Origin of the sequence: Microbacterium sp., from assembly GCF_046295495.1 — a bacterium.
Classification (GTDB): domain Bacteria; phylum Actinomycetota; class Actinomycetes; order Actinomycetales; family Microbacteriaceae; genus Microbacterium.
This window is the reverse complement of sequence record NZ_JBKBNC010000002.1, coordinates 1-22,097: the sequence shown is the minus strand read 5'-3', so window position 1 is coordinate 22,097 and position 22,097 is coordinate 1. Positions and strand designations below refer to the sequence as shown.

Annotated in this window: 18 protein-coding genes and 1 tRNA gene; 8 read left to right on the top strand and 11 right to left on the bottom strand. The window is 72.4% G+C overall.

Annotated features, from left to right (window positions below; translation table 11 throughout):
- Positions 1-57: 57 nt before the first annotated feature.
- Positions 58-1,083 carry an NADPH:quinone reductase gene (locus ACK4LS_RS01090; RefSeq protein ID WP_409712542.1) on the bottom strand — a complete coding sequence of 342 codons (1,026 nt, stop codon included), beginning with the start codon at positions 1,081-1,083 and terminating at the stop codon, positions 58-60.
- Between the two features lie 123 nt (positions 1,084-1,206).
- Here ACK4LS_RS01090 and ACK4LS_RS01085 point away from each other — a divergent pair.
- Both ACK4LS_RS01085 and ACK4LS_RS01080 read left to right on the top strand, forming a co-directional pair.
- Positions 1,207-1,288, top strand: a tRNA-Leu gene (locus ACK4LS_RS01085).
- Between the two features lie 47 nt (positions 1,289-1,335).
- Positions 1,336-2,085 carry a DedA family protein gene (locus tag ACK4LS_RS01080; protein ID WP_409712236.1) on the top strand — a complete coding sequence of 250 codons (750 nt, stop codon included), beginning with the start codon at positions 1,336-1,338 and terminating at the stop codon, positions 2,083-2,085.
- A gap of 24 nt (positions 2,086-2,109) precedes the next feature.
- On the opposite strand, the gene ACK4LS_RS01075 is transcribed toward ACK4LS_RS01080, so the two are convergent.
- Entirely contained in the window at positions 2,110-2,967 is an 858-nt protein-coding gene (locus tag ACK4LS_RS01075) for a Ku protein (RefSeq protein WP_409712234.1), read from the bottom strand.
- A gap of 303 nt (positions 2,968-3,270) precedes the next feature.
- On the opposite strand from ACK4LS_RS01075, the gene ACK4LS_RS01070 reads away from it, so the two are divergent.
- The gene (locus ACK4LS_RS01070) at positions 3,271-5,832 is read left to right on the top strand and encodes an ATP-dependent DNA ligase (RefSeq protein ID WP_409712232.1); all 2,562 of its coding nucleotides are present in this window, start codon (positions 3,271-3,273) and stop codon (positions 5,830-5,832) included.
- Between the two features lie 30 nt (positions 5,833-5,862).
- Here the strand turns inward: ACK4LS_RS01070 and ACK4LS_RS01065 are convergent, their stop codons facing one another.
- The 5 genes from ACK4LS_RS01065 to murI form a co-directional block, all read right to left on the bottom strand.
- Positions 5,863-6,780: a cation diffusion facilitator family transporter gene (locus ACK4LS_RS01065; protein ID WP_409712230.1), complete on the bottom strand. Its 918-nt coding sequence runs from the start codon at positions 6,778-6,780 to the stop codon at positions 5,863-5,865.
- Positions 6,781-6,848: 68 nt separating this feature from the next.
- Positions 6,849-7,667, bottom strand: a complete 819-nt coding sequence (locus ACK4LS_RS01060; RefSeq protein WP_409712228.1) for a glycosyltransferase — start codon at positions 7,665-7,667, stop codon at positions 6,849-6,851.
- 17 nt (positions 7,668-7,684) lie between these two features.
- A complete protein-coding gene (rdgB, locus tag ACK4LS_RS01055; protein ID WP_409712226.1) occupies positions 7,685-8,281 on the bottom strand; it encodes an RdgB/HAM1 family non-canonical purine NTP pyrophosphatase in 597 nt (198 codons plus the stop codon).
- 1 nt (position 8,282) lies between these two features.
- Positions 8,283-9,008 (bottom strand): ribonuclease PH, encoded by a 726-nt coding sequence (rph, locus tag ACK4LS_RS01050; RefSeq protein WP_409712224.1) that lies wholly within the window; start codon positions 9,006-9,008, stop codon positions 8,283-8,285.
- A 33-nt stretch (positions 9,009-9,041) separates the two neighbouring features.
- Positions 9,042-9,860 (bottom strand): glutamate racemase, encoded by an 819-nt coding sequence (murI, locus tag ACK4LS_RS01045; RefSeq protein ID WP_409712222.1) that lies wholly within the window; start codon positions 9,858-9,860, stop codon positions 9,042-9,044.
- A gap of 183 nt (positions 9,861-10,043) precedes the next feature.
- Here murI and ACK4LS_RS01040 point away from each other — a divergent pair, with 183 nt between their 5' ends.
- Entirely contained in the window at positions 10,044-11,363 is a 1,320-nt protein-coding gene (locus tag ACK4LS_RS01040) for a nicotinate phosphoribosyltransferase (protein ID WP_409712220.1), read from the top strand.
- 111 nt (positions 11,364-11,474) lie between these two features.
- Here the strand turns inward: ACK4LS_RS01040 and ACK4LS_RS01035 are convergent, their stop codons facing one another.
- From ACK4LS_RS01035 to ACK4LS_RS01025, 3 genes are read right to left on the bottom strand one after another with little or no spacing between them, the layout of a single operon-like run.
- Complete coding sequence (locus ACK4LS_RS01035; protein WP_409712218.1) at positions 11,475-11,741, bottom strand: DUF3039 domain-containing protein; 267 nt, start codon at positions 11,739-11,741, stop codon at positions 11,475-11,477.
- A 50-nt stretch (positions 11,742-11,791) separates the two neighbouring features.
- The gene (locus tag ACK4LS_RS01030; RefSeq protein ID WP_409712216.1) at positions 11,792-13,318 is read right to left on the bottom strand and encodes a hypothetical protein; all 1,527 of its coding nucleotides are present in this window, start codon (positions 13,316-13,318) and stop codon (positions 11,792-11,794) included.
- An 11-nt stretch (positions 13,319-13,329) separates the two neighbouring features.
- The gene (locus ACK4LS_RS01025; RefSeq protein WP_409712214.1) at positions 13,330-15,723 is read right to left on the bottom strand and encodes an ATP-binding cassette domain-containing protein; all 2,394 of its coding nucleotides are present in this window, start codon (positions 15,721-15,723) and stop codon (positions 13,330-13,332) included.
- Between the two features lie 197 nt (positions 15,724-15,920).
- On the opposite strand from ACK4LS_RS01025, the gene ACK4LS_RS01020 reads away from it, so the two are divergent.
- The 3 genes from ACK4LS_RS01020 (at position 15,921) to ACK4LS_RS01010 (ending at position 19,091) form a co-directional block, all read left to right on the top strand.
- Positions 15,921-16,613: an NTP transferase domain-containing protein gene (locus tag ACK4LS_RS01020; RefSeq protein ID WP_409712212.1), complete on the top strand. Its 693-nt coding sequence runs from the start codon at positions 15,921-15,923 to the stop codon at positions 16,611-16,613.
- A 92-nt stretch (positions 16,614-16,705) separates the two neighbouring features.
- Positions 16,706-17,665, top strand: coding sequence for a hypothetical protein (locus ACK4LS_RS01015; RefSeq protein ID WP_409712210.1), 960 nt, complete (start codon positions 16,706-16,708; stop codon positions 17,663-17,665).
- Positions 17,666-17,753: 88 nt separating this feature from the next.
- Positions 17,754-19,091 (top strand): maltokinase N-terminal cap-like domain-containing protein, encoded by a 1,338-nt coding sequence (locus ACK4LS_RS01010; RefSeq protein WP_409712208.1) that lies wholly within the window; start codon positions 17,754-17,756, stop codon positions 19,089-19,091.
- Positions 19,092-19,225: 134 nt separating this feature from the next.
- On the opposite strand, the gene ACK4LS_RS01005 is transcribed toward ACK4LS_RS01010, so the two are convergent.
- Positions 19,226-20,485, bottom strand: coding sequence for a CDP-glycerol glycerophosphotransferase family protein (locus tag ACK4LS_RS01005; protein ID WP_409712206.1), 1,260 nt, complete (start codon positions 20,483-20,485; stop codon positions 19,226-19,228).
- Between the two features lie 42 nt (positions 20,486-20,527).
- On the opposite strand from ACK4LS_RS01005, the gene ACK4LS_RS01000 reads away from it, so the two are divergent.
- A complete protein-coding gene (locus ACK4LS_RS01000) occupies positions 20,528-21,610 on the top strand; it encodes a glycosyltransferase family 2 protein (RefSeq protein ID WP_409712204.1) in 1,083 nt (360 codons plus the stop codon).
- The last annotated feature ends 487 nt before the right edge of the window (positions 21,611-22,097 follow it).

Sequence of the window (22,097 nt, the reverse complement as noted above, 5' to 3'; positions counted from 1 at the left end):
GGCCTCACGCGCACGCGCGAGGCCCCGGCGGTTCGTCGTCGGGTGCGGCCGTCGGCCTCAGTCCGCGTCGGATACGCGGATGAGCACCTTGCCGGTGGCGCCCTGCTCCACGGCGTCATGGGCCGCGGCCGTCTCGCCGAGGTCGAACCAGCTCAGCGGCAGACCGGCCGCCTCGCCCACCGGCAGCGCGCCGTCGGCCACGGCGGCCGCGACGTCTTCGGCGGCGGCGGCGAGCGCGCGCTCCCCCACCGTGTAGAGCAGCAGGCCCTGCCAACGCACGTTCTTCGCGAAGCTCTCGCGCACGGCCGCGGAGAACGTGTCTCCGCCGTTGTCGGCGTAGTAGCCGATCGTGCCGTGGTTGGCGATCACCTCGACGTCGAGACCGGCGTTGTCGGCGATCGCGACCTCGACGATGTGCTCGACGCCGTCGGGGGCGATCTCGCGGATGCCGTCGGCCAGCGACGCGCTCGGGTACTGCAGCACGTGGTGGGCGCCGGCGGCGCGGGCGAGCGCGGCCTTCTCGTCGCTGCTCACGGTGGCGATGACCTTGGCCCCCGCCCAGACGGCGAGCTGGATGGCGCCGTGGCCCACGGCACCGGCGCCGCCCTGCACGAGCACGGTGCGCCCGGCCAGCGCGCCCGGGGCGAGACGCGAGGGGCCGTCCTCGTGCACGGTGAGGGCGCGGTGGGCGGTCATCGCGGGCACGCCCAGGCTCGCTCCGAGCTCGAACGACGCGCCGTCGGCCAGCGGCACGGCACGATCGGCGGGGAGCACCGAGTACTCCGCGGCCGTGCCGGTCGGACGCTGATGCGCGGCCAGGTAGACCCAGACCCGCTGACCCACCGAGAGCGAATCGACGCCGTCGCCGACGGCATCCACCACTCCCGCACCGTCCTGGTTCGGCGTGATCTCATCGAACGCGAGCGGGCGGCCCGTCGCCGCGCGCGCCTTCCAATCGGTCGGGTTCACGCCCGACACGGCGATGCGGACGCGCACCTCGCCGGGGCCGGGGTCGGGCACTGCGCGCTCCTGGAGCGCGAGGACGGAGGAGTCACCGGGCTGGGTATACGTGATCGCCTTCATGCCGATGACAAGGAGGCGGCGTGCGCTCACATTCCCGACACGCGAGCGGCGGGTGACATCCGCGTGCTTTGACGGCTCGTTCACGGCGAGAGAAGGCCCCTCCCGCTTAGACTGATGCCACTCGCGGGAGTGGTGAAATCGGCAGACACGCAGGATTTAGGTTCCTGTGCCTTCGGGCGTGGGGGTTCAAGTCCCCCCTTCCGCACGTTCCCTGCTTTCCCAGCACCGATTCTCCGACCCGACGGGACCGATGTGATCCACACCACCGCCGCACTGCTCCCGTGGCTCGACCCCGCGTCGATCATCACCAACTCGCAGCCCTGGGCGCTGCTGGTCGTGTGCTTCATCATCTTCGCCGAGACCGGCCTGCTGATCGGCTTCCTGCTGCCGGGTGACACGCTGCTGATCATGGCGGGCCTGCTCTCGCACTCCACGCCCGCGGCCCCCGACGGCGTCTTCGGCCTGAACGCCTGGTGGGTCGCCCTCGCGATCGGCATCGCGGCGTTCGTCGGCGGGGAGGTCGGCTACTTCATCGGCCACAAAGCGGGTCCCTCGATCTTCGAGCGCAAGGACTCCGGCATCTTCAGCAAGAAGAACGTCGAGCGCACGAACGCGTTCTTCGAGCGCTTCGGCGGGCTGACGGTGATCCTGGCGCGCTTCGTGCCCGTCGTGCGCACCTTCGCCCCCATCGCCGCGGGCGTGGGTCACATGCCGTGGCGCAAGTACACGCTCTACAACTTCATCGGGGCCGTCGTCTGGGGTGTCGGCCTGACCATGCTCGGCTACGCCGTGGGGTACATCCCCTTCATCCGCGACATCGTGACCGAGTACATCGACGTCATCCTGCTGGCCGCCGTCGCCGGCACCGCGGTGTTCATCGCGATCCACTACTTCCGCGAGCGCGCCGCCGCCAAGCGTGAGGGAACCGTCGGACCGGCCGAGGCCGAGGCGCTGACGCTCGACCGAAAGACGCTCGAAGACGGAGACCGCCCCGCGCGCTGAGCTTCCCGCCGGCCGCGGACGCGCTCAGGACGCTTTCGAGCTCTTCTTCTTGGCCGCCGGCTTCTTGTCGGCGGCCTTGTCCTTCGTCTCCGACCGCGCCGCGCGCGAGCGCTCGACGCTCGCCCGCAGCGCCTCCATCAGGTCGATGACCTCCCCGCCGTCCTCCTCCTCGGCCGCGCCGAAGGTGACATCCGTGTCGAGGGAGTCGCCCTGCTCGAGCTTGGCGTCGATGAGGGTGCGCAGCTCCTGCTGGTACTCGTCGGTGAACTCCTCGGGGTCGAAGTCCTTCGAGAAGCTGTCGACGAGGGATGCCGACATCTCGAGCTCCTTCGCCGAGATCCGCACGCTCTCGTCCAGCGCTGGGAACGCAGCCTCCCGCACCTCGTCGGCCCACAGCAGCGTCTGCAGCACGAGGACGTCGCCGCGAACGCGCAGAGCCGCGAGCCGCGTCTTCTGACGCAGCGAGAAGCGCACGATCGCGGTGCGGTCGGTCTGCTCCAGCGTCTTGCGCAGCAGCACGTACGCCTTGGGCGAGGAGGAGTCCGGTTCGAGGTAGTAGGCCTTGTCGAGGGTGAGCAGGTCGACCTGCTCGCTGGGCACGAACTCCACGACCTCGATCTCGCGGCTGCGCTCGCTGGGCAGCGACGCGAGGTCATCTTTGGTGAGCACGACGGTCTGCTCTCCGTCGTCGAAGGCACGGTCGATGTCCTGGTAGGGCACGACCTCACCGTCGATCTCGCAGATGCGCTGGTAGCGGATGCGTCCGCCGTCCTTGTTGTGCACCTGATGCAACGACACGTCGTGGTCTTCGGTCGCGGAGTACACCTTCACGGGCACGTTGACGAGGCCGAAGGTCAGGGCGCCCTTCCAGATCGATCGCATGTGCCCAGTGAACACCGTCGAAGGGGTGGATGCCGAGACCCTTGCGCCCCGCGACGGCAGAACTCCTGCAGAACGGGGGCCCCGCTCCGTTCCCGGCCCAACGGGGGCATATTGCCGGAGGTGTGCGTCGCCACCCGGCGGGATACCCGACCTCCCGGACCGCACAACGCAGGAGATTCACGCCCGCGTGGTCTCTCCACCCCCGGCCCCCGGCATCCGCTCGCCGGAATCTCCTGCGCTATGTCGACACGGCGGCCGCAACCCCCTCGGCATCCGGGCTCCCCCGCGCCCTACGCTGGGGCGATGACGGAGCAGACGGTGCGCATCGGCGGGCGCCGCCTGCGCCTGTCGAACCTCGACAAGGTGCTGTACCCCGAGACGGGCACCACCAAGGGCGAGGTGATCGACTACTACTCCCGCATCGCTCCGCTGCTGCTCCCCCATGTCGCCGACCGGCCGGTCACCCGCAAGCGGTGGCCCGACGGGGTGGGCACCGACGGTGACCCGGGGCAGCCGTTCTTCGCCAAGGCTCTCGAACCCGGTGCACCGTCGTGGGTGCGCCGGTTCCCCATCGACCACTCCTCGGGCGCGAAGGACTACCCGCTCGTCGACGACCTGCCGACGCTGGTGTACCTCGCGCAGGTCGCGAGCCTGGAACTGCACGTGCCGCAGTGGCGGTTCACCGCGGCGGGCGAGCGCCGCAACCCCGACCGCCTCGTGCTCGACCTCGACCCGGGACCCGGGGTGGGGCTCGCCGAGTGCGCAGAGGTCGCGCGGTGGGCGCGGGCGATCCTGCAGGACATCGGACTCGAGCCCCTCCCCGTCACCAGCGGAAGCAAGGGAATCCACCTGTATGCGCACCTCGACGGCCGTCAGTCGAGCGACGCGGTCAGCGCCGTGGCCAAGGAGCTCGCGCGGGCGATCGAGGCCGACCACCCCGACCTCGTCGTCAGCCAGATGGCGAAAGCCGTGCGCGACGGCAAGGTGTTCATCGACTGGAGCCAGAACAACGGCTCCAAGACCACCATCGCCCCGTACTCGCTGCGCGGGCGGTCGCAGCCCACCGTGGCGGCCCCGCGCACCTGGGACGAGCTCGACGACCCCGCTCTGCGCCACCTGCTGTTCAGCGAGGTGCTCGAGCGCGGTGGCGATCCGCTCGCGCCCCTCGAGCGTGACGGCGGCCCGCTGCGGGCCTACATCTCCAAACGCACCGCCGGTCGCACGCCCGAACCGGTTCCCGAGGCGCCGCACGGCGAGCCCGCGCCCGAAGGGCCACCCCGCTTCGTCATTCAGGAGCACCACGCCACGCGCCTGCACTGGGATCTGCGCCTCGAGCGCGACGGCGTGCTCGTCAGCTGGGCGGTGCCGAAGGGTGTCCCCTCCACCACCGCGAAGAACAGCCTCGCCGTGATGACCGAGGATCACCCGCTGCCCTACCTGGACTTCGCGGGCGAGATCCCCCGCGGCGAGTACGGCGCCGGCATCATGACCGTCTGGGACACCGGCACCTACGACCTCGAGAAGTGGCGCGACGACGAGGTGATCGCCACCCTCGAGGGCCGCCCCGACGGCCCCCTCGGCCGCGTGCGCCTCGCCCTCATCCGCACCCGGGGCGCGGGCGAGAAGTCGCAGTGGCTGTTGCACCGCATGAAGACGGATGCCGCGGGCGCACCGCAGGGCGACGGGCCCCCGGTCGTGGCGCAGGATCACGGCGCACGTGCGGCCACCGCGGCATCCACCGCTCCGGCTTCCGCGGCCCCGGCGGGCGCCCAGCCGAGCGCCGCCGACCCGACGACCACGGAACCGACGCCCGCCGAGCCGAGAGCCTCGGCGCCGACGTCCGCCGAGCCGAGCACCGCCGAGCCGCCGGCCACGGAGCCGACGCCGCCGACCCTCGCAGACCTCCGGCCGATGCTCGCCACCGCCGCGACTGCGGGGCTCGCGCGCGCCGCGGCCGAGCGCTGGGGTCCGGCGTGGGTGGAGATGAAGTGGGACGGCATCCGCGGGGTCGGCATCTGGGACGGCGAGAGACTGCGGCTGCGCTCGCGAAACGGGAACGACCTCACCGCGGCGTATCCCGAACTCACCGGCGTCGACCTGGGCCTCGGCCCCGATCCGGCCGTGTTCGACGGCGAGATCGTCGCCCTCGACGAGCAGGGACGCCCGAGCTTCCCGCTCCTGCAGAAGCGCATGAACCTCGCTCAGCCGCGCGAGATCGATCGTGAAGCGTCACGAACCCCCGTGCAGCTGTACCTGTTCGACGTGCTGTCGGCGGGAGGCCGCGACCTGGCATCCCTCCCGCTCACCGAACGGCGGAGGATCCTCGAGGAACGCGCGGGTGGAGCGGGCGCACCGGTCGTCGTGCCGCCCGTCTTCGACGACGTGGATGCCGCGGTCGCCACCAGCGGCAGGTTCGGGCTCGAGGGGGTCGTGGTGAAGGAACCGTCGTCGACGTACCGGCGCGGAGCGCGGTCGGAGCAGTGGCTCAAAGTGAAGCACTCGCGCACGCAGGAGGTGGTGGTCGGCGGCATCCGTCCCGGCAAGGGCAACCGCTCGGGCACGATCGGGTCGCTGCTGGTCGGCGTGCCCTCGGCCGACGGACTCCGGTACGCGGGGCGCGTCGGCTCGGGTTTCGGCGAGAAGACCCTCGCGCGCCTCACCGAGCTGCTCGCACCGCTGCGCACGGACGCCGACCCGTTCGTCGGCGTGCCGTCGGCGGATGCGCGCGACGCGCTGTGGGTGCGGCCCGAGCTCGTGGCGGAGGTGGAGTTCGCGGAGTTCACCCCCGGCGGCATCCTGCGGCAGGCGCGGTGGCGGGGGCTGCGGCCCGACAAGAACCCCGACGAGGTCGTGCGGGAAGGGTGAATCCGCCCCCGCCACCGGCCCCGGACGGGCTCACGCGTGGCGCGAGTCGTGCTCGACGTGGCCCGCGGGTTCGAGCTGGAACGTCGAGTGCTCCACGTCGAAGTGCTGGGCGAGGCACGACTGCAGGGATGCCAGGATCGCGGCGGCACGCCCGTCGGACAGCGCCGCGTCGTCGACGATGACGTGGGCGCTGAACACCGGTGCCCCGCGCGTGAGCTGCCACACGTGGACGTCGTGCACGTCGACGACGCCGTCGGCCTCACGCAGGTGCTCACGGATCTCGGCGACGTGCACACCGACCGGCGCCGACTCCGTCAGCACGACCACGACCTCACGGAGCAGCCCGATCGCACGCGGCACGATGAGCACCGCGATGAGCAGCGAGGCGAGGGCATCGGCCTGCGCGAAGCCGGTCGTGACGATGACGATCGCCGCCACGATCACGGCGACCGAGCCGACGAGATCACCGAGCACCTCGAGGTAGGCCCCGCGCACGTTGATGCTGCGCTTCTGCGCCCGGCTCAGCAGCCACATCGACACCGCGTTCGCGATCAGGCCCGCCACCGCGACGACGAGCATCAGGCCGCCCTGCACCTCGGCCTCGGAGGGCGCGAGCAGCCGCTGAACCGCCTCGACCCCCACCCACGCGCACAGCACGAGCAGGATGACGCCGTTCGCCAGCGCCCCGAGCACCTCGGCGCGCTGGTAGCCGAACGTGCGCCGGTCATCGGCGGGCCGCGCGGCGATCGCGGTCGCGATGAGCGCGACGACGAGCGCCGCCGCATCGGTGAACATGTGCGCCGCGTCGGCGAGCAGCGCGAGCGAGCCCGACAGCACCGCGCCCACGATCTGCACGAGCATCACGGTGACCGTCAGCGCGAGCGCGGTCGCCAGCAGGCGCCGGTTGCCGGCATCCCGGATGCTACCGGCGGGCGCGTGATCGTGCATCCTCCCAGGCTAGGCCGGGCCGGCGCCGTGCCGCGTGGTTCCGCGGCAGTCGGGAATGAGAACCGCCCTCACCAGCCCAGCGCGTTCAGCTGCGCCTGGATGCGGCGATGCGCGTGCAGAGCGGGGTACACGCCCAGGAACACCGCCATCGGCGCCCGCAGCCGCAGATCGCGGATGCCATGCGCGCTGTAGGTGTTCTCGAAGCGGTCGATGTAGCGCCGGAAGTCGCGGGGTGCGTCGTCGAGCCGCCGCGCGGACATGCCCGCCACCATGTCGGAGCGGTAGCCGATGCGATGACCGCCGAGGGCGAGGTGGATCGCGATGTCGAGGTCCTCGTGCATCACGTCGGCCACGTCGTCGCAGAGGAACTCCCGCACGTCCAGCCACGCCGAACGGCGTACCGCCATGTTGCTGCCGAACAGGAACACGAAGTCGCCGGCGAGGCGCACCTGCAGCCGGCGCAGGCGGTCGTCGATCTGCTGACCGACGCTGCGCAACGGGAGGTCGTAGTACTCGACGGGCCCCGAGGCGGCATCCACCTCCCCCGACGCGAACACCGCGGTCACCCGCCGCACCCAGTCGGGTTTGACGACCGTGTCGGCGTCGATGCGTCCCAGCACGTCACCCGTCGCGGCATCCATGCCGAGGTTGCGGGTGGGGACCAGGCCCTGACGCTCGTCCTGGTGCAGAAGGCGGATGCCGAGGTGCGGGTGCCGCGCCGACGCGCGCTCGACGACCCCGCAAGTGTCATCGGTGGAACGGTTGTCGACCACGAGCACCTCGTGCGGGGCGAGCGTCTGCCGCGCCACCGCGTCGAGACAACGGCCGATGACGGCCTGCTCGTTGAAGGCGGGGATGACGATCGATATCGACGGCACGGCGCTCACCCCACGGGTCTACACGCTCAGAGTGATGCGAGAAGGGGCGCGAGGTGACCGAAGGCCCTCGCCCGGTGCGAGGCGGCGTTCTTCTCGGCAGCGCTCCACTGCCCGACCGTGCGCTCGTCGTCGACGCTCTGGCCGTCGGGGATGAAGATCGGGTCGTACCCGAACCCGCCCGGCCCCGCCGGCTGGGTCGCCAGGCGGCCGGGCCAGCGTCCCTCGACGGTGTCTTCGCCGCCGTCGGGACGCACCAGTGCGATCACCGACACGAACTGCGCCGTGCGGTGCGGATCGGCCACGTCGGACAGCTGATCGAGCAGCAGCTCGAGGTTGGCCGTGGCGTCTTTCCTGTGCCCCGCCCAGTACGCCGAGAACACCCCGGGCGAGCCGCCGAGCACGTCGACGGCCACCCCGGAGTCGTCGGCCAGAGCCGGCAGACCCGTGTGGGCCGCGGCCGCGCGCGCCTTGATGAGCGCATTGGCCGCGAACGTCACCCCGTCTTCGACCGGCTCGGGGCCGTCGTACGCCACGACCTCGAGGTCGGGACGCACCGCGGCGACGATCGCCTGGAACTCCTCGACCTTGTGCGGATTGTGCGTGGCCAGCACGATGCGCGGCATGTCAGCCCTCGAGGGCGGCGGTCTGGATGCCGCGCAGCTCGGCGCAGCCGTCGACGCCCAGTTCGAGCAGACGGTCGAGCTCGGCCTTGTCGAACGGGGCGCCCTCGGCGGTGCCCTGCACCTCGACGAACAGGCCGCGTCCGGTGACGACGACGTTCATGTCGGTCTCGGCGCGCACGTCCTCGACGTAGGCGAGGTCGAGCATCGGCTCGCCGTCGATGATGCCCACCGACACCGCCGCCACCGAGTCGCGCAGCACCTCGGCCCGCTGGCCGATGAACTTCTTCTCGCGGCCCCAGGCGATGGCATCCGCGAGGGCCACGTACGCGCCCGTGATGGCCGCGGTGCGGGTTCCTCCGTCGGCCTGCAGCACGTCGCAGTCGATGACGATCGTGTTCTCACCCAGCGCCTTCGTGTCGACGACGGCGCGCAGGGCCCGGCCGATCAGGCGCGAGATCTCGTGCGTGCGACCGCCGACCTTGCCCTTGATGCTCTCGCGGTCGTTGCGGCTGTTCGTCGCGCGCGGCAGCATCGCGTACTCGGCGGTGACCCAGCCTTTGCCCTTGCCCGTCAGCCAGCGCGGCACGCCGTTGGTGAACGACGCGGTGCACAGCACCTTGGTGCCGCCGAAGGTGATGAGGGCGGAGCCCTCGGCATGCGCCGACCAGCCGCGCTCGATGGTCACGGGGCGGAGCTGATCGGTGGTGCGGCCGTCTTTGCGGGTCATGTGTCCTCCTGGGAACGGAACGGATGCCGCGCCTCAGCGCGGCAGGTCGATGGCGCCGGTCTGCACGAGCTGCACCTCGCGCACCTCGCGGCCCATGAGGCGGTGCGCCAAGCGCAGGAAATCGTCGGCCGACGAGCCGGTGGCCTCGTAGCGGTGGCTCGGGGTGGCATCCGGGCTCGCCAGCAGGTCGCGGGAGACGAGCTGGCGGAACACGTCTTTCGCCGTCTCGCTGTCGCTCGAGACGAGGCTCACGTCGGGGCCCATCACGTAACTGATCGCGCCCTCGAGGAACGGGTAGTGCGTGCAGCCGAGCACGAGGGTGTCGACCCCCGCGTGCCGCAGCGGCGCGAGGTATTGCTCGGCGGTGGCGAGCACCTCGGGCGAGTCGGTGACCCCGGCCTCGACGAACTCGACGAAGCGGGGGCATGCCTCGGCGAACACCGTGAGGCGCTCATTGACCTCGAGCATGTCCTGGTAAGCGCGGGAGCCGATCGTGCCGGTCGTGCCGATCACGCCGATGCGGCCGTTGCGCGTCGTCGACATCGCCGTACGCACGGCCGGGCCGATCACCTCGACGACGGGCACGTCGTACCGCTCGCGCGCGTCGCGCAGCATCGCCGCCGATGCCGTGTTGCACGCGATCACCAGCATCTTCACGCCCTGCTCGACGAGGGTGTCGAGCACCTCGAGCGCGTACCTGCGCACGTCGGCGATGGGCTTGGGGCCGTAGGGAGAGCGGGCGGTGTCGCCGATGTACAGGATCGACTCGCGCGGCAGCTGCGCCGACACGGCCCGGGCGACGGTGAGACCGCCGACTCCCGAGTCGAAGATCCCGATCGGCGCGTCGTCCATAGGGGTCCAGCCTACCGGGCGGGCGGGATCGGGCCGCGGAGCCGCACACCTCCTGCGATCCCCCCGTGCGGCGGAAGTCTGCGGACTGGGGGCCGAGCATTGCGGGAGTTGTGCGGCGGGAGTGGGTGTCAAGCGGGTCCGCGACGCTCGGGCCCGCGCCCGGTGCCGCAATAGGCTGGCGCGATGACCCGCAGCACCGCCCTGCACACCGACCGATACGAACTCACGATGCTCGACGCGGCCCTGCGCGACGGCACCGCGCAACGCCGATGCGTGTTCGAGGTGTTCGGTCGCCGCCTGTCGGGCGGGCGCCGCTTCGGCGTCGTCGCCGGCACGGGACGTCTGCTCGAGGCGATCGGCGACTTCCGCTTCGGCGACGACGAGCTGCGGTTCCTCCGCGACGAGCGGATCGTGGATGCCACCACCCTCGACTTCCTCGCCGACTACCGCTTCACGGGCTCGGTGACGGGATACCGCGAGGGCGAGGTGTACTTCCCGGGCTCGCCGCTGCTGACCATCGAGGGCACGTTCGCCGAGGCGGTGCTGCTCGAGACGTTGGCGCTCAGCATCCTGAACTACGACTCCGCCGTGGCCACCGCCGCCGCCCGTATGAGCGTGGCCGCCGGCGATCGTCCGCTGGCCGAGATGGGCTCGCGCCGCGCGAGCGAGCAGGCCGCCGTCGCCGCAGCCCGCGCGGCCTACATCTCCGGCTTCTCGGCCACGAGCAACCTCGAGGCCGGACGGCGCTGGGGCGTGCCCACCATGGGAACGGCCGCGCACGCCTGGACGCTGCTGCACGACAGCGAAGAAGACGCGTTCCGGTCGCAGGTCGACGCGCTGGGCAGCGGCACGACGCTGCTGATCGACACGTACGACATCCCCGAGGGCGTGCGCACCGCCGTGCGCGTGGCGGGGACCGGTCTGGGCGGTGTGCGGATCGACTCGGGCGACCTGCCGATCGTCGCCGGGGAGGTGCGCGCCCTGCTCGACGAACTCGGCGCCACCGGCACGCGCATCACCGTCACGAGCGACCTCGACGAGTACGCCCTCGCCGCCCTCGCCGCCTCCCCCGTCGACTCCTACGGCGTGGGCACCTCGGTCGCCACCGGCTCGGGCGTTCCGACCGCGGGTCTGGTGTTCAAGCTCGTCGCGCGCGAGGCCGCGGACGGCTCGTGGGTGGGTGTGGCCAAGGCCTCGGCGCAGAAGGCGTCGCACGGCGGTCGCAAGGCGGCGTTCCGCACGCTCGACGCGGGCACCGCGACCTCGGAGCTGATCGTGGTGAGCGACGGCTTCGAGCAGCTGTCGACCCCCGCCGAGCACCCCGACGCACGCGCCCTGCAGACGACGCTCATGCGAGACGGCGAAGCGGATGCCGGCGCCTTGGGGGCCGCGGGCGTGCAGGCCGCGCGGGCGCACCACGCCCGCGTGCGGGAAGAGCTTCCGGTGCGAGCGCTCGCGCTCAGCAAGGCCGACCCGGCGCTCCCCACGGAGTATCGCGGGTGACCGGGACCCACGTCGCTGGCGTGAGGGGTCAGGAGTCGTCGCCGAGCCCGCTCGTCGGCGACGGAGAACGACCTCTCACGTGCGGACGGCGCGGGGTCCGAGCGCGCGGGGTCAGTTGATCAGCGACTCGTAGATCTCTTTGCACTGCGGGCAGACGGGGAACTTCTCGGGGTCGCGGCCCGGGGTCCACTTCTTGCCGCACAGCGCGCGCACCGGCTTGCCGGTGATTGCCGACTCGAGGATCTTGTCTTTCTTGACGTAGTGCGAGAAGCGCTCATGGTCGCCGGGCTCGATGCTCTCTTCGCGGATGAGCTCTTCGAGCTCGCGATCGAGGGTCGCGAGGCCCCCACTGTCCGGTCTGTCGAGAGGCGTGCTCATGGTCAGCCAGTGTAGCCGCGGAGCGCACCGAGGGGTCGATCGCGTTCGCGTCAGGTCGCCTCGGCGAACTCCATGAGCTGTGTCGCCCGGCGCTCGAACAGGGCCGCACCGATCGCCACGCCGACGACCAGGACGATGACTCCCGCGCCCACGCCCACCGAAAGGGCGAGCACCGCGTCGATGGCGTCGCCGTCGATCGCGCCCCACGTGAGCCAGATCGCCGGGAGCGCCGCGAGCAGCGCGCCGGCCATCACCAGCCCCTGAGCCATGACGCCGCCGGAGCCCGTGCGCTGGGGCTGTTGGAAAGGGCTGTCGCCGGGCCGCGACACGGCGTACGGCGCGAGCACCGACGACACGCTCGACAACCCGAGACCGGCCAGGAACAGCGCGGCGCACACGCCCACCATCGCCGGCAGGATCGCCCACCGACCGTGGGCGACGATCGCGAGCGGCAGCGAGATCGCCAGCACCGGGATGCCGATGAGCAGCACCGGCACGAGACGGCCGATGCGGTCGGGGGCACCGCGCATTCCGCTGGCGATGTGCATCCAGAGGGCGGTGGAGTCGTAGGCGAGGTCGTTGTGCGGCAGCCAGCCGAAGAACAGCGCCATGATCGGCACGGGCAGCAGGACCGCGAGTTCGAACGGCACACCGGCCACGAGCAGCGGCACCGTCGACACCACGGCCGCGATCGGCACGACCACCACGTTCACGATGTAGCGGCGGTCGCGCAGCCAGTACGACAGGCTGCGGGCCGCGACCGCTCCCCCGGGCGTTCCGGGGAAGATCGCGAACCAGCCGAGACCGCCGCGCTCGCGAGCCGCGACGGGCCGCCGAGTGGTGGTCAGGAGCGTGTCGACGAGCGCGTACCACGCGACGGTGAGGCCGGCGATCGTGGCCAGCGCCACGACGAGGCTGCCGATCGCGGCGCCCACGCTCGGGGCCACGGCGATGCCCCAGGCGGCACCGATCGGCGTCCACGCGAGGATCTCGGCGGCGGACGCCAGCTGCGACGGCACGGCCCCGCGCCACTCGAGCGACCCGAGGAACACCGCCACCGGGACCACGGCGACGAGCACGGCGACGAAGTACACGCCCAGGAGCTCTCGCGACTGGCGCGTGCGCTGAACGAGCGCGCCGAGGGCCATGCTCACCCGAGCGAACAGCACGCACGTGGCCGAGGCCAGGACGACCGAGACCACGCTCGCCAGCGCGGAGGCGCCGTGCGCGCCCCAGGCGACGGCCAGGCTGACGGCGAGTACGAGCACGACGAGGACCGGCACGCTGAGGAACCCGGCGAGCAGCAGGGCCCCGGCGAGCGGCCGCGGCTCGGGCCCGACGACGGCGAAGCGCCGCGGATCGAGCGGGTCGACCGACGCCGTCACGGGCGGGCCCACGGCGAAGCCGAGGGTGACCGCGGAGCCCGCGAGCATCGTGACCACGGCAGTGGTCAGGCGGTCGGCGTCGGCGAGACCCGTGGCGCTGACGGAGGCCACCACCGCCGCGATCACCAGCAGCACCACGCCGATCACTCGGCGCACGACCTCGCGCCGGTCGCCCCGGAGGGCGCCCAGCATCATCGCGAGTCTCAGGCGGAGAACGTGTGCAACCACTCGAGGCCCTCCACGTCGCCCAGCCCACCGGCCAGTTCGAGGAACCGCTGCTCCAGCGTCGACTCGCCGCGCACCTCGTCGACCGTGCCCTCGGCCAGCACCTGGCCCGACACGATCACCGCGACCCGCGAGCACACGCGCTCGACGAGCTCCATACCGTGGCTGGAGAGGATCACCGTTCCGCCGTGGTTGACGTACGACCCGAGGATGTCGAGGATGACGCCGCTGGAGACGGGGTCGACGGCCTCGAAGGGCTCGTCGAGCACCAGCAGTCGCGGGGAGTGGATCATGGCGCCCGCGAGCATGACCTTCTTGGTCATGCCCGCCGAGTAGTCGGACACGGGCCGGGCGAGCGCGTCGACGAGATCGAAGGCGCGGGCGAGGTCGGCCGTGCGGCTCTCGACGAGGGGCGCGGGGAGTCCGCGCAGCGCGCCGTAGTACGACAGCAGCTGGCGCCCGGTCAGGCGGTCGAAGGTGCGCAGACGGTCGGGCAGGACGCCGAGGAGCTTCTTGGCCTCCCGCGACCTCTTGGTCGCGTCGACGCCGTTGATGCTGACGGTTCCGCTGTCGGCGCGCAGAAGGCCCGCGATGATCGACAGCGTCGTGGTCTTCCCGGCGCCGTTGGGGCCGACCAGACCGTAGAAGGAGCCGGCCGGAACGGTGAGGTCGATCGCGTCGACCGCGCGCAGCTCGCCGAACGTCTTGGTGACGTTGCGCAGGCTGAGGGCGGGCACGGCGGGCTCGGCGCTGGCTTCGGCGCTGATTTCGGCGGTGGGCTCTGCGGCGTCGTCCGCGCGCGTGTCGGCGTGTGCCGCGGTCAGCGCGGCGGGCGCGGGGGCGGGCTCGGCATCCGCGGCCGCGTCCGGTTCCGCGTGCGGTTGGGCATCCGCGACGAGAGCGGGCCCCGCGGCCGGCGAAGCGGCGCTGTCGGTGTCGGTGGATGCCGTGTCCTCGAAGTCGACGCGCTCGGCATCGCTCTGCGCGAGCGGACTGTCGTCCACGACGACCGAGGCGTCCGCGTCGGTCTCGTCGACACGCACGTCGGGCGGAGTGGGGTCCTCGTCTTCGACGGCGGCTGAGGGCTCGTCGAGGGCGGGTCCGGGCTCGGGCTCGGGCTCGGGCTCGGGCTCGGGTGCAGGGTCGCCGGTGTCGGTCGCCGTCGTGTCGAGCGGCGTCTCGGTCTCGAGCGCCGCGACCGACGCGGTGTCGAGGGGGGCGGCGGTCGATTCGTCGGCGTCGACGACGCGGGAAACCGACGCCGGGGCGTCGGCCGGGTCCGCGGCGGGCGCCTGGACCACCGGCTCCTCGACCGCGACGTCGGCCGGGGCCGGGTCCGCGGCGGGCGCCTCGGCAGCGGCGGACTGCTCGACCACCGGCTCCTCGACCCCCGGCTCCTCGACCGCGACGTCGGCCGGGGCCGGGTCCGCGGCGGGCGCCTCAGCAGTCGGCGCATTCGCGACGGGCTCCTCGACCACCGGCTCCTCGACCGCGACATCGGCCGGGGTCGGGTCGGCGGGCGTCGCATCGACGAGTGGATCGGCTGCGGCGGCGGGATCGACGTCGAGGGGTACGTCGTCCTCGGGTGTGGTGGACCCGGCGTCGGCCGCGGGCACGGCGGCGGGCTCGTCGGCGACGACGGGCGCGTCGTCACCGCGGGGCTCGGCATCCGCAGTCGCGACGGGCAACGGCGGCCGCGGCGGCACGATGATGCCGTCGGGAGTCGCGGTCGCCGGAGCGACGGTGGTCGCCTCCTCCGCGGCAACGGCCGCAGCCGAAGCCACGGCCGCGTCGTTCGCCGCCGCGCGAGCGGCGGTCGTGCGGGGAGTGGTCGTTCGAGGCGTGGTCGTGCGCCCGGTGCTCGCACGCGGTGTCGCGGGCTTCTTCGCCGCGGGGCGCTTCGCCGCCGGCTTCGCGGCGGCCGACGCGGCCGCGCCCGTCGACGCCTTCGCGGTGCCCGCCGCCGTGGTCTTCGCCGTGGTCGCTCTCGCCGTCGAGGCCTTGGTCGCCGGGGTGGCGGCGGTGGCCCCCGAGGCCGACGCGTCGTTCGCCGGCTCCGCACCGGCCGAGGTCGTCTTCTTCGCCGCGACGGTCCGCGGCGCAGTGGTCTTCGATCCCGCGGCGCTGCCGGCGCGAGGAGCGCGGGGCGCGCGCGGCTTCGGGGCCGTCGGCGTGGCGTCGGCGGAGCCGTCGGCATCCGCTCCCGCACCCGCGGCGCGACGGGGGGCGCGGGGGGTACCGCTGCGCGGCGCGGACGAGCGGGGCGCCCGCGGGGTGCGCGGCTTCGCCGCCGGCGACGGTTCGACGCTCTCTGCGCCGCCCTCAGCGGAAGTCGAGGACGGTTCGGGGGGTTCCGGCAGCGAGGCTGTCATCGCACCAAACTATCAACGACCTCCGACACCGCCCCGCCGTCGGCCGCGCGGCGCACGGATCCGACGGCATCACGATCCCACAACGACCGGGGCGAATCATGCCACCTCGCAGGTGCTCCTGGCTACAGTTGATCGAACACGAAGGCGTGACATTCCGGTGAACCGGACATGACGACTCATCCCCCCAGGAGCCAGCCTTGACAGTTCAGATCGTGATCCTCGCCGCGGGCATGGGCTCGCGCCTCGGTCGCAGCCTGCCGAAACCGCTGACCGCACTGGCCGACGGCCGCAGCATCATGCAGCAGCAGCACGACAACATCCGCGCCGCCTTCGGGCGCGACGCGCGCATCACCACCGTCGTCGGCTACCGTGCCGAGACCATCGTCGACGCCTTCCCGCGCGTCGACTACGTTTACAACGACCGGTACGACCAGACCAACACCTCCAAGAGCCTGCTGCGTGCCCTCGCCGCATCCGGCCGCGGCGGAGTGCTGTGGATGAACGGCGACGTCGTGTTCGACCCGCGCGTGCTCGGCCGTGCCGTCGAGCTCGTCGAGGGCGATCGCTCCTTCGTCACCGTCGACACCGCGAGCGTCAGCGACGAAGAGGTCAAGTACACGGTGGATGCCGAGGGCTTCATCGCCGAGCTGTCGAAGGTCGTCGTGGGCGGCATCGGCGAGGCGGTGGGCATCAACTACATCTCGTCGCGCGACAAGAAGACGCTGCAGCGCCACCTGCAGCGCGTCGATGACCAGGACTACTTCGAGCGCGGCATCGAACTCGCGATCGCCGAAGACGGCATGCGCGTCGAACCGCTCGACATCTCCGATCTGTACGCGGTGGAGGTCGACTTCGCCGAAGACCTCGAGCGGGCGAACCTCTTCGTCTGAACCGCGCCCGCGGCATCCGTACGCCCGTCGCGCGTCCGACGCCCGCCGTCACCTCACCCCGATCCCCCAGCCGAGCGGGAGAGGATGAGTCCATGGCCGAGAAGGTGCACCGCATCCACTCCCTCCCCCACGACGCGCCCTGGACGGGCGGTCTGCCGCCGGTGGGGTCGGAGGAACATCCGCGCACGATCCGCATGCTCGACCGCGTGCTGTCGGTGCAGCGGCCCGTCGTGCTCGCTCACCTGCGCAGCATCCGCCTCCGGCATCCGGACGCCACGGTCGACGAGATCCTGAGGATCCTCGAGCGCCGCTACCTCGCCGCCGTCACCACGGGGGGCGCCGCCGTCGGCGCGACCGCCGTGGTCCCGGGCATCGGCACGAGCGTGACCCTCGCCCTGAGCGGCGTCGAGACGATGGGCTTCCTCGAGGCGACCGCGCTGTACGCCCAGTCGGTGGCGGAGGTGCACGGCGTCGCGGTCGACGACCCCGACCGCGGGCGGGCCCTCGTGCTCGCCCTCATGCTCGGCAAAGAAGGCGTCGACCTCGTCTCCCAGCTCGCGCAGCAGGCCGCCGGACGAGGTGGCAGCCGTTCGAGCCATTGGGGAGAGCTCGTCACCAAGACGCTTCCGCGTGCCGCGGTGGGCCCGCTCGTCGACCGGCTCAAGACCACCTTCGTGCGGCAGTTCGCCACGCGGGGCGGAGCGTCGTGGGTCGGCAAGGCGCTGCCGTTCGGCGTCGGAGCCGTCGTGGGCGGGGCGGGCAACAACATCCTCGGTCGACGCGTGCTCGTCAACGCCCGCCGCGCGTTCGGCGCTCCCCCGCTGCAGCTGCCCGTCGACCTGGAACCGCGTCCCGGTGCCGAGCGCCTCGAGCGCTCCGCCGTCAGCGGGGTCCGCCGGGCGGGCGACTCGTTCGCGGCCGCCGTGGGCGCCGCCGGCCGCCGCACCGGCTCGGTCGCCCGCAAAGCGCTCCCGCGGCGCCGCACCGGCGACGCCGCGCAGGGCGAGGCGGGTGCCGACGCGGCCGACGGCGGCCCCCTCCGAGGAAACTGACCCGACCGGGCGCGTGTCTCCCATGTCATCGACACCGCCCGGGCGCAAGTCCCGCGCGTCGCTCGGCCGGGCGCGTTAGCCTCACCACATGGGCGACCTCCTCGATTCCCTCGCCGTCTGGATGCCGCGTCAGCGCTGGTACGGCACGAAGGGCCGCGATCCGCACCTCACCGTCATCGCGGACTGGCCCCTCGACGCCGCCGACGCGCGCCTGCTGCTCGTACGCGACGAGGCCGTGCACCCCGCGATCGTGTACCAGGTGCCGGTGGCGGTGCGCCCCGAGGGCGCGGTTCCGCCGGGCAGCCTGATCGGCCCCGCCTCCGAGGGCCTGGTGTGGGCGGATGCCACCACCGATGCCGCCTTCACCGACCAGCTGTACACGTGGGTCACCGAGGGCGGCGAGGTCGGTCGCGCCGACGACGGCTTCCTCGGCATCGCCCTGACCTCCCCCGACGGCCGCGCGCCCGCACAGCGCGCCACGGCACGGGTGCTGAGCGGCGAGCAGTCCAACACCTCGCTGATCTTCCGGCCCGAAGACGACGGCATCCCCGTCATCTGCAAGCTGTTCCGCCAGGTCAATCCCGGCATCAACCCCGATGTCGAGTTGCAGTCCGCGCTGGCCGCGGGAGGCGCCGCCTTCGTGCCCGCCGCGATCGGCGAGGTGCGCGGCTCGTGGGTCACGCCCGAGGGCGTGCCCGTGAGCGGATCGCTCGCCTTCGCGCAGGAGTTCTTCGAGGGCGTCGAAGACGCGTGGCGCGTCGCGCTCGATGCCGCCGCTTCCGCCGACGACTTCGCCGCCCGTGCGCACGCGCTCGGCGCGAGCGTCGCCGGGATGCACGTGGCCCTCGCCCGGCAATTCCCGACCCGCGAGCCCGACGAGGCCGACCGTGCCGCCGTGGTGGGCGCGTGGGAACGCCGGTTGTCGATCGCGGTGACCGAGGTTCCCGCTCTGCTGCCCTACGCCGATCGCATCCGCGCCGTCTACGCCGCCGCAACCGTGGCACCCTGGCCGGCGCTGCAACGCGTGCACGGCGACCTGCACCTCGGGCAGGTGCTCGACACCGCCGCCAACGGCTGGGTGCTGCTGGACTTCGAGGGTGAGCCGCTGCGCCCGATCGCCGAGCGTCTGCAGCCCGACGTCGCCGTGCGCGACGTCGCCGGGATGCTGCGCTCGTTCGACTACGTGTCGGGCGCCGTGGCCGACGACGACGGCGCCGCCGTGCGCGCGTGGGTCATCGCCGCGCAGCAGGCGTTCCTCGCGGGCTACGCCGAGACCGCGGGACGTGAGGGCTTCGGCGACGACCCGCTGCTGGCGGCGTTCGAGCTCGACAAGGCGGTGTACGAGGCGATCTACGAGACGCGCAACCGCCCGGACTGGGTCGGCATCCCGCTCGCCGCCATCGGTCGGCTCGCGCCGCTGGACTGACACGACGGGCCGACCGGCCCCGCGCGGGTGACGGGCGGCGAAGGGCCGTGGTGCGCGCGGTGCGCCGCGGCCGCCCGCGCCTCATCGACACCACCGCGGACCGCCCCGAGCGCCCGCCCGCGGCAGCCGGCGCCTCAGCCCGCTTCCTCGACCTCGACGTCGTCCTTCGCGGCGGGGCGGTCGTGCCACCGCTGCCAGCGCTGCATCAGCTCGGCCACGGCCGCCTCGAAGCGCGCGGTCGCGGCGCCCGGCGTCGTATCGCCGAAGTAGTGCGTCACCCAGTGCTCCAGACGCCCGACCGCGTCGGGGTCGCCGAGCACGCGATCGGCCTCGGCCACGATCGATGCGGATGCCGTGGCATCCAGCCATTCGCAGGCCGACAGGTAGCCGCTGTCGTCGACGAGGGCCTCGGGGTCGACCGGCCGCGTGATCATGAGCGGCTTGCCCACCGCGAGTCGGTCGTAGACCATCGCCGAGATGTCGACGATCGCCAGGTCCGCCGCGGCGAGCTGCCACCCCAGCTCGGGGCCGGTGTCGTGCACGTGGTGGGCGGTGGGGTCGGCGGCGTTGGCCGCGGCGAGCGCCGCGACGATCCGCGCGTTCGCCGCGCCGTAGGCGGCATCCACGACTCCCGAACGCGGGTGCGGCCGGTAGATGACGCGGTGGCGCCCGGTGGCCAGCAGGGCCTTCACCAGCGTCTCGCCGTGCGTCGCGATGGAGCCGTAGTGGGCCGAGGGCCGGTCGCCCTCCCAGGTGGGGGCGTAGAGCACGACGGTTCGCTCGTCGGGCGTGTACGGCAGGCTGCCCGAGTAGTGGTCGGCCTGGGGACGCCCGATGGCGAAGGTGCGGGCGTCGAGGTCGTAGTCCCACAGCACGCGCGAGAGGCGGGCGCGGGCGGCGTCACCGGCGACGAAGGCGTAGTCGTACGCCTTGAACTGGTTGGTCGACATGTACATCTTGTCGGACTCACCGTGGTTGATGAACACGTGCCAGCGATGACCGTAGCGGAACATCTGGAAGTTGCGCGTGTTCTGGTTGACGTACAGCACCACCCGGACGTCCTGCTCGGCGAGCACCTGCTCGACGTCGGTGACGCTGGGGGCGTAGGCCACCGGCAGCGCGCCGTCTTTCAGCAGGGCGTCGGCTCCGCGGATCGCGCGGCTGATCACCACGACGGGCCAGGTCTTCGACAGTTCCTGCAGCGGGGCGTACCACTGCCGCATCTGGTACATGTTCACCGCGCCGTCGGCGAAGTACACCGCGATGCGGAAGCGCCCGGTGGGCAGCGGCCCCCGCGCCTCGAGGGCCCGGCGCAGGTCGCGGCGGGCGGTGCGGGTGGCCAGAGCTTTTCGCAACAGCCCCACGGCGAGCTGCACATCGCGGGTGAGGGGCATCGTTCCAGGGTACCGGCCAGCCTCGCGTGACAGGATCGACGGATGCCCCTCCCGACCCCCGGCGGAAGAGACGCGCCCGTTCCCCCCGACGATGCCGGCGTGAGCTTCGTCATGCCCGTACTGAACGAGCAGCGCTATCTGCGCCGTGCCGTGGCATCCACTCTCTCCCAAGACGTGCCCGGGCCGGTCGAGCTCGTCCTGGCCCTGGGGCCCTCGACGGATGCCACCGACGCGATCGCCCGCGAGCTGGCGGATGCCGACGAGCGCATCGTCCTCGTCGACAACCCCGCCGCCGACATCCCGGTGGGGTTGAACCGCGCCATCCGCGCGAGCCGGTACCCGACGATCGTGCGGGTCGACGCGCACTCCGAGCTCGCGCCCGGATACACCCGCGCCGCGCTGGCGACCCTGCGGCGGGTTCGGGCCGCGAACGTGGGCGGGGTGATGAGCGCCGACGGCCGTTCTCCCTTCCAGCGCGCGGTCGCGCGCGCCTACAACTCGCGCGTGGGGCTGGGCGGCGGGGCGTACCACGGCGGGTCGGTCGAGGGCCCGGCCGAGTCGGCCTACCTCGGGGTCATGCGCCGGTCGGTGCTCGATGAGGTGGGCCTGTTCGACGAGAGCATCCGCCGCGGCGAGGACTGGGAACTCAACCTCCGCATTCGACGCGCGGGCTACCGCGTGTGGTTCGACCCGCGCCTGTCGGTCGTCTACTGGCCCCGCGAGAGCTGGTCGCGGCTGGTGCGGCAGTTCCGCGCCACGGGCGCCTGGCGCGGAGAACTCGTGCGCCGCTACGGCCGCGGCAACTCGCTGCGGTACTTCGCACCGCCCGCTCTGCTCGCCGCGATCGCCGTGTCGGCGGGGACGGCCGTGGCCCAGGCGGCCCGTCGCCGCGGGGGCCTCGCCTCGCTCCTGCACCTGCCGGTCGCCGCGTACGCCGCGCTGATCGCCATCGGCGCCCTCGGCCGCGGCGGCGGACGCGGGTGGAGAGACAAGGCCTGGACGGCCGCGGTGCTCCCCTCGATGCACGTGTCGTGGGGGCTCGGCTTCGTGTGGGCACTGGTCCGCGGAGCACGCGACACCGTCGACACCTCGCGCCTCGACGGCCGCAACACGCCACTGCCCTGACGCCCGGCCCGGATGCCACCGTCCCCACTGACCCAGCGCACATCACCGACCCCACGCCACCGCCGCCGCACCCGCGCACAACCTCAGCGATGCGCACAAGTTCAGCGATGCGCACAACCTCAGCGATGTGCACAACCTCAGCCCGGATGCCACCAATCCCACTGACCAAGCGCACATCACCGACCTAGCGTCACCGTCGCCGCGCCCGCGCAGAACCTCAGCGATGAGCACAACCTCAGCAATGTGCGCAACCTCAGCCCGGATGCCACCAACCCGACTGACCCAGCGCACATCACCGACCTAGCTTCACCGCCGCCGTGGCCGCGCCCGCGCACAACCTCAGCGATGCGCACAAGTTCAGCGATGTGCACAACCTCAGCCCGGATGCCACCAACCCGACTGACCCAGCGCACATCACCGACCTAGCTTCACCGCCGCCGTGGCCGCGCCCGCGCACAACCTCAGCGATGCGCACAAGTTCAGCGAT

What these genes read in the sequence shown, in the direction of transcription:
- rph (WP_409712224.1), bottom strand. Translation starts at nt 9,008, where the DNA reads ATGACCCGCAAAGACGGCCGCACCACCGATCAGCTCCGCCCCGTGACC.
- ACK4LS_RS01065 (WP_409712230.1), bottom strand. Translation starts at nt 6,780, where the DNA reads ATGCACGATCACGCGCCCGCCGGTAGCATCCGGGATGCCGGCAACCGG.
- ACK4LS_RS01005 (WP_409712206.1), bottom strand. Translation starts at nt 20,485, where the DNA reads ATGCCCCTCACCCGCGATGTGCAGCTCGCCGTGGGGCTGTTGCGAAAA.
- ACK4LS_RS01010 (WP_409712208.1), top strand. Translation starts at nt 17,754, where the DNA reads ATGGGCGACCTCCTCGATTCCCTCGCCGTCTGGATGCCGCGTCAGCGC.
- murI (WP_409712222.1), bottom strand. Translation starts at nt 9,860, where the DNA reads ATGGACGACGCGCCGATCGGGATCTTCGACTCGGGAGTCGGCGGTCTC.
- ACK4LS_RS01090 (WP_409712542.1), bottom strand. Translation starts at nt 1,083, where the DNA reads ATGAAGGCGATCACGTATACCCAGCCCGGTGACTCCTCCGTCCTCGCG.
- ACK4LS_RS01000 (WP_409712204.1), top strand. Translation starts at nt 20,528, where the DNA reads ATGCCCCTCCCGACCCCCGGCGGAAGAGACGCGCCCGTTCCCCCCGAC.
- rdgB (WP_409712226.1), bottom strand. Translation starts at nt 8,281, where the DNA reads ATGCCGCGCATCGTGCTGGCCACGCACAATCCGCACAAGGTCGAGGAG.
- ACK4LS_RS01075 (WP_409712234.1), bottom strand. Translation starts at nt 2,967, where the DNA reads ATGCGATCGATCTGGAAGGGCGCCCTGACCTTCGGCCTCGTCAACGTG.
- ACK4LS_RS01030 (WP_409712216.1), bottom strand. Translation starts at nt 13,318, where the DNA reads ATGCTGGGCGCCCTCCGGGGCGACCGGCGCGAGGTCGTGCGCCGAGTG.
- ACK4LS_RS01040 (WP_409712220.1), top strand. Translation starts at nt 10,044, where the DNA reads ATGACCCGCAGCACCGCCCTGCACACCGACCGATACGAACTCACGATG.
- ACK4LS_RS01025 (WP_409712214.1), bottom strand. Translation starts at nt 15,723, where the DNA reads ATGACAGCCTCGCTGCCGGAACCCCCCGAACCGTCCTCGACTTCCGCT.
- ACK4LS_RS01015 (WP_409712210.1), top strand. Translation starts at nt 16,706, where the DNA reads ATGGCCGAGAAGGTGCACCGCATCCACTCCCTCCCCCACGACGCGCCC.
- ACK4LS_RS01070 (WP_409712232.1), top strand. Translation starts at nt 3,271, where the DNA reads ATGACGGAGCAGACGGTGCGCATCGGCGGGCGCCGCCTGCGCCTGTCG.
- ACK4LS_RS01035 (WP_409712218.1), bottom strand. Translation starts at nt 11,741, where the DNA reads ATGAGCACGCCTCTCGACAGACCGGACAGTGGGGGCCTCGCGACCCTC.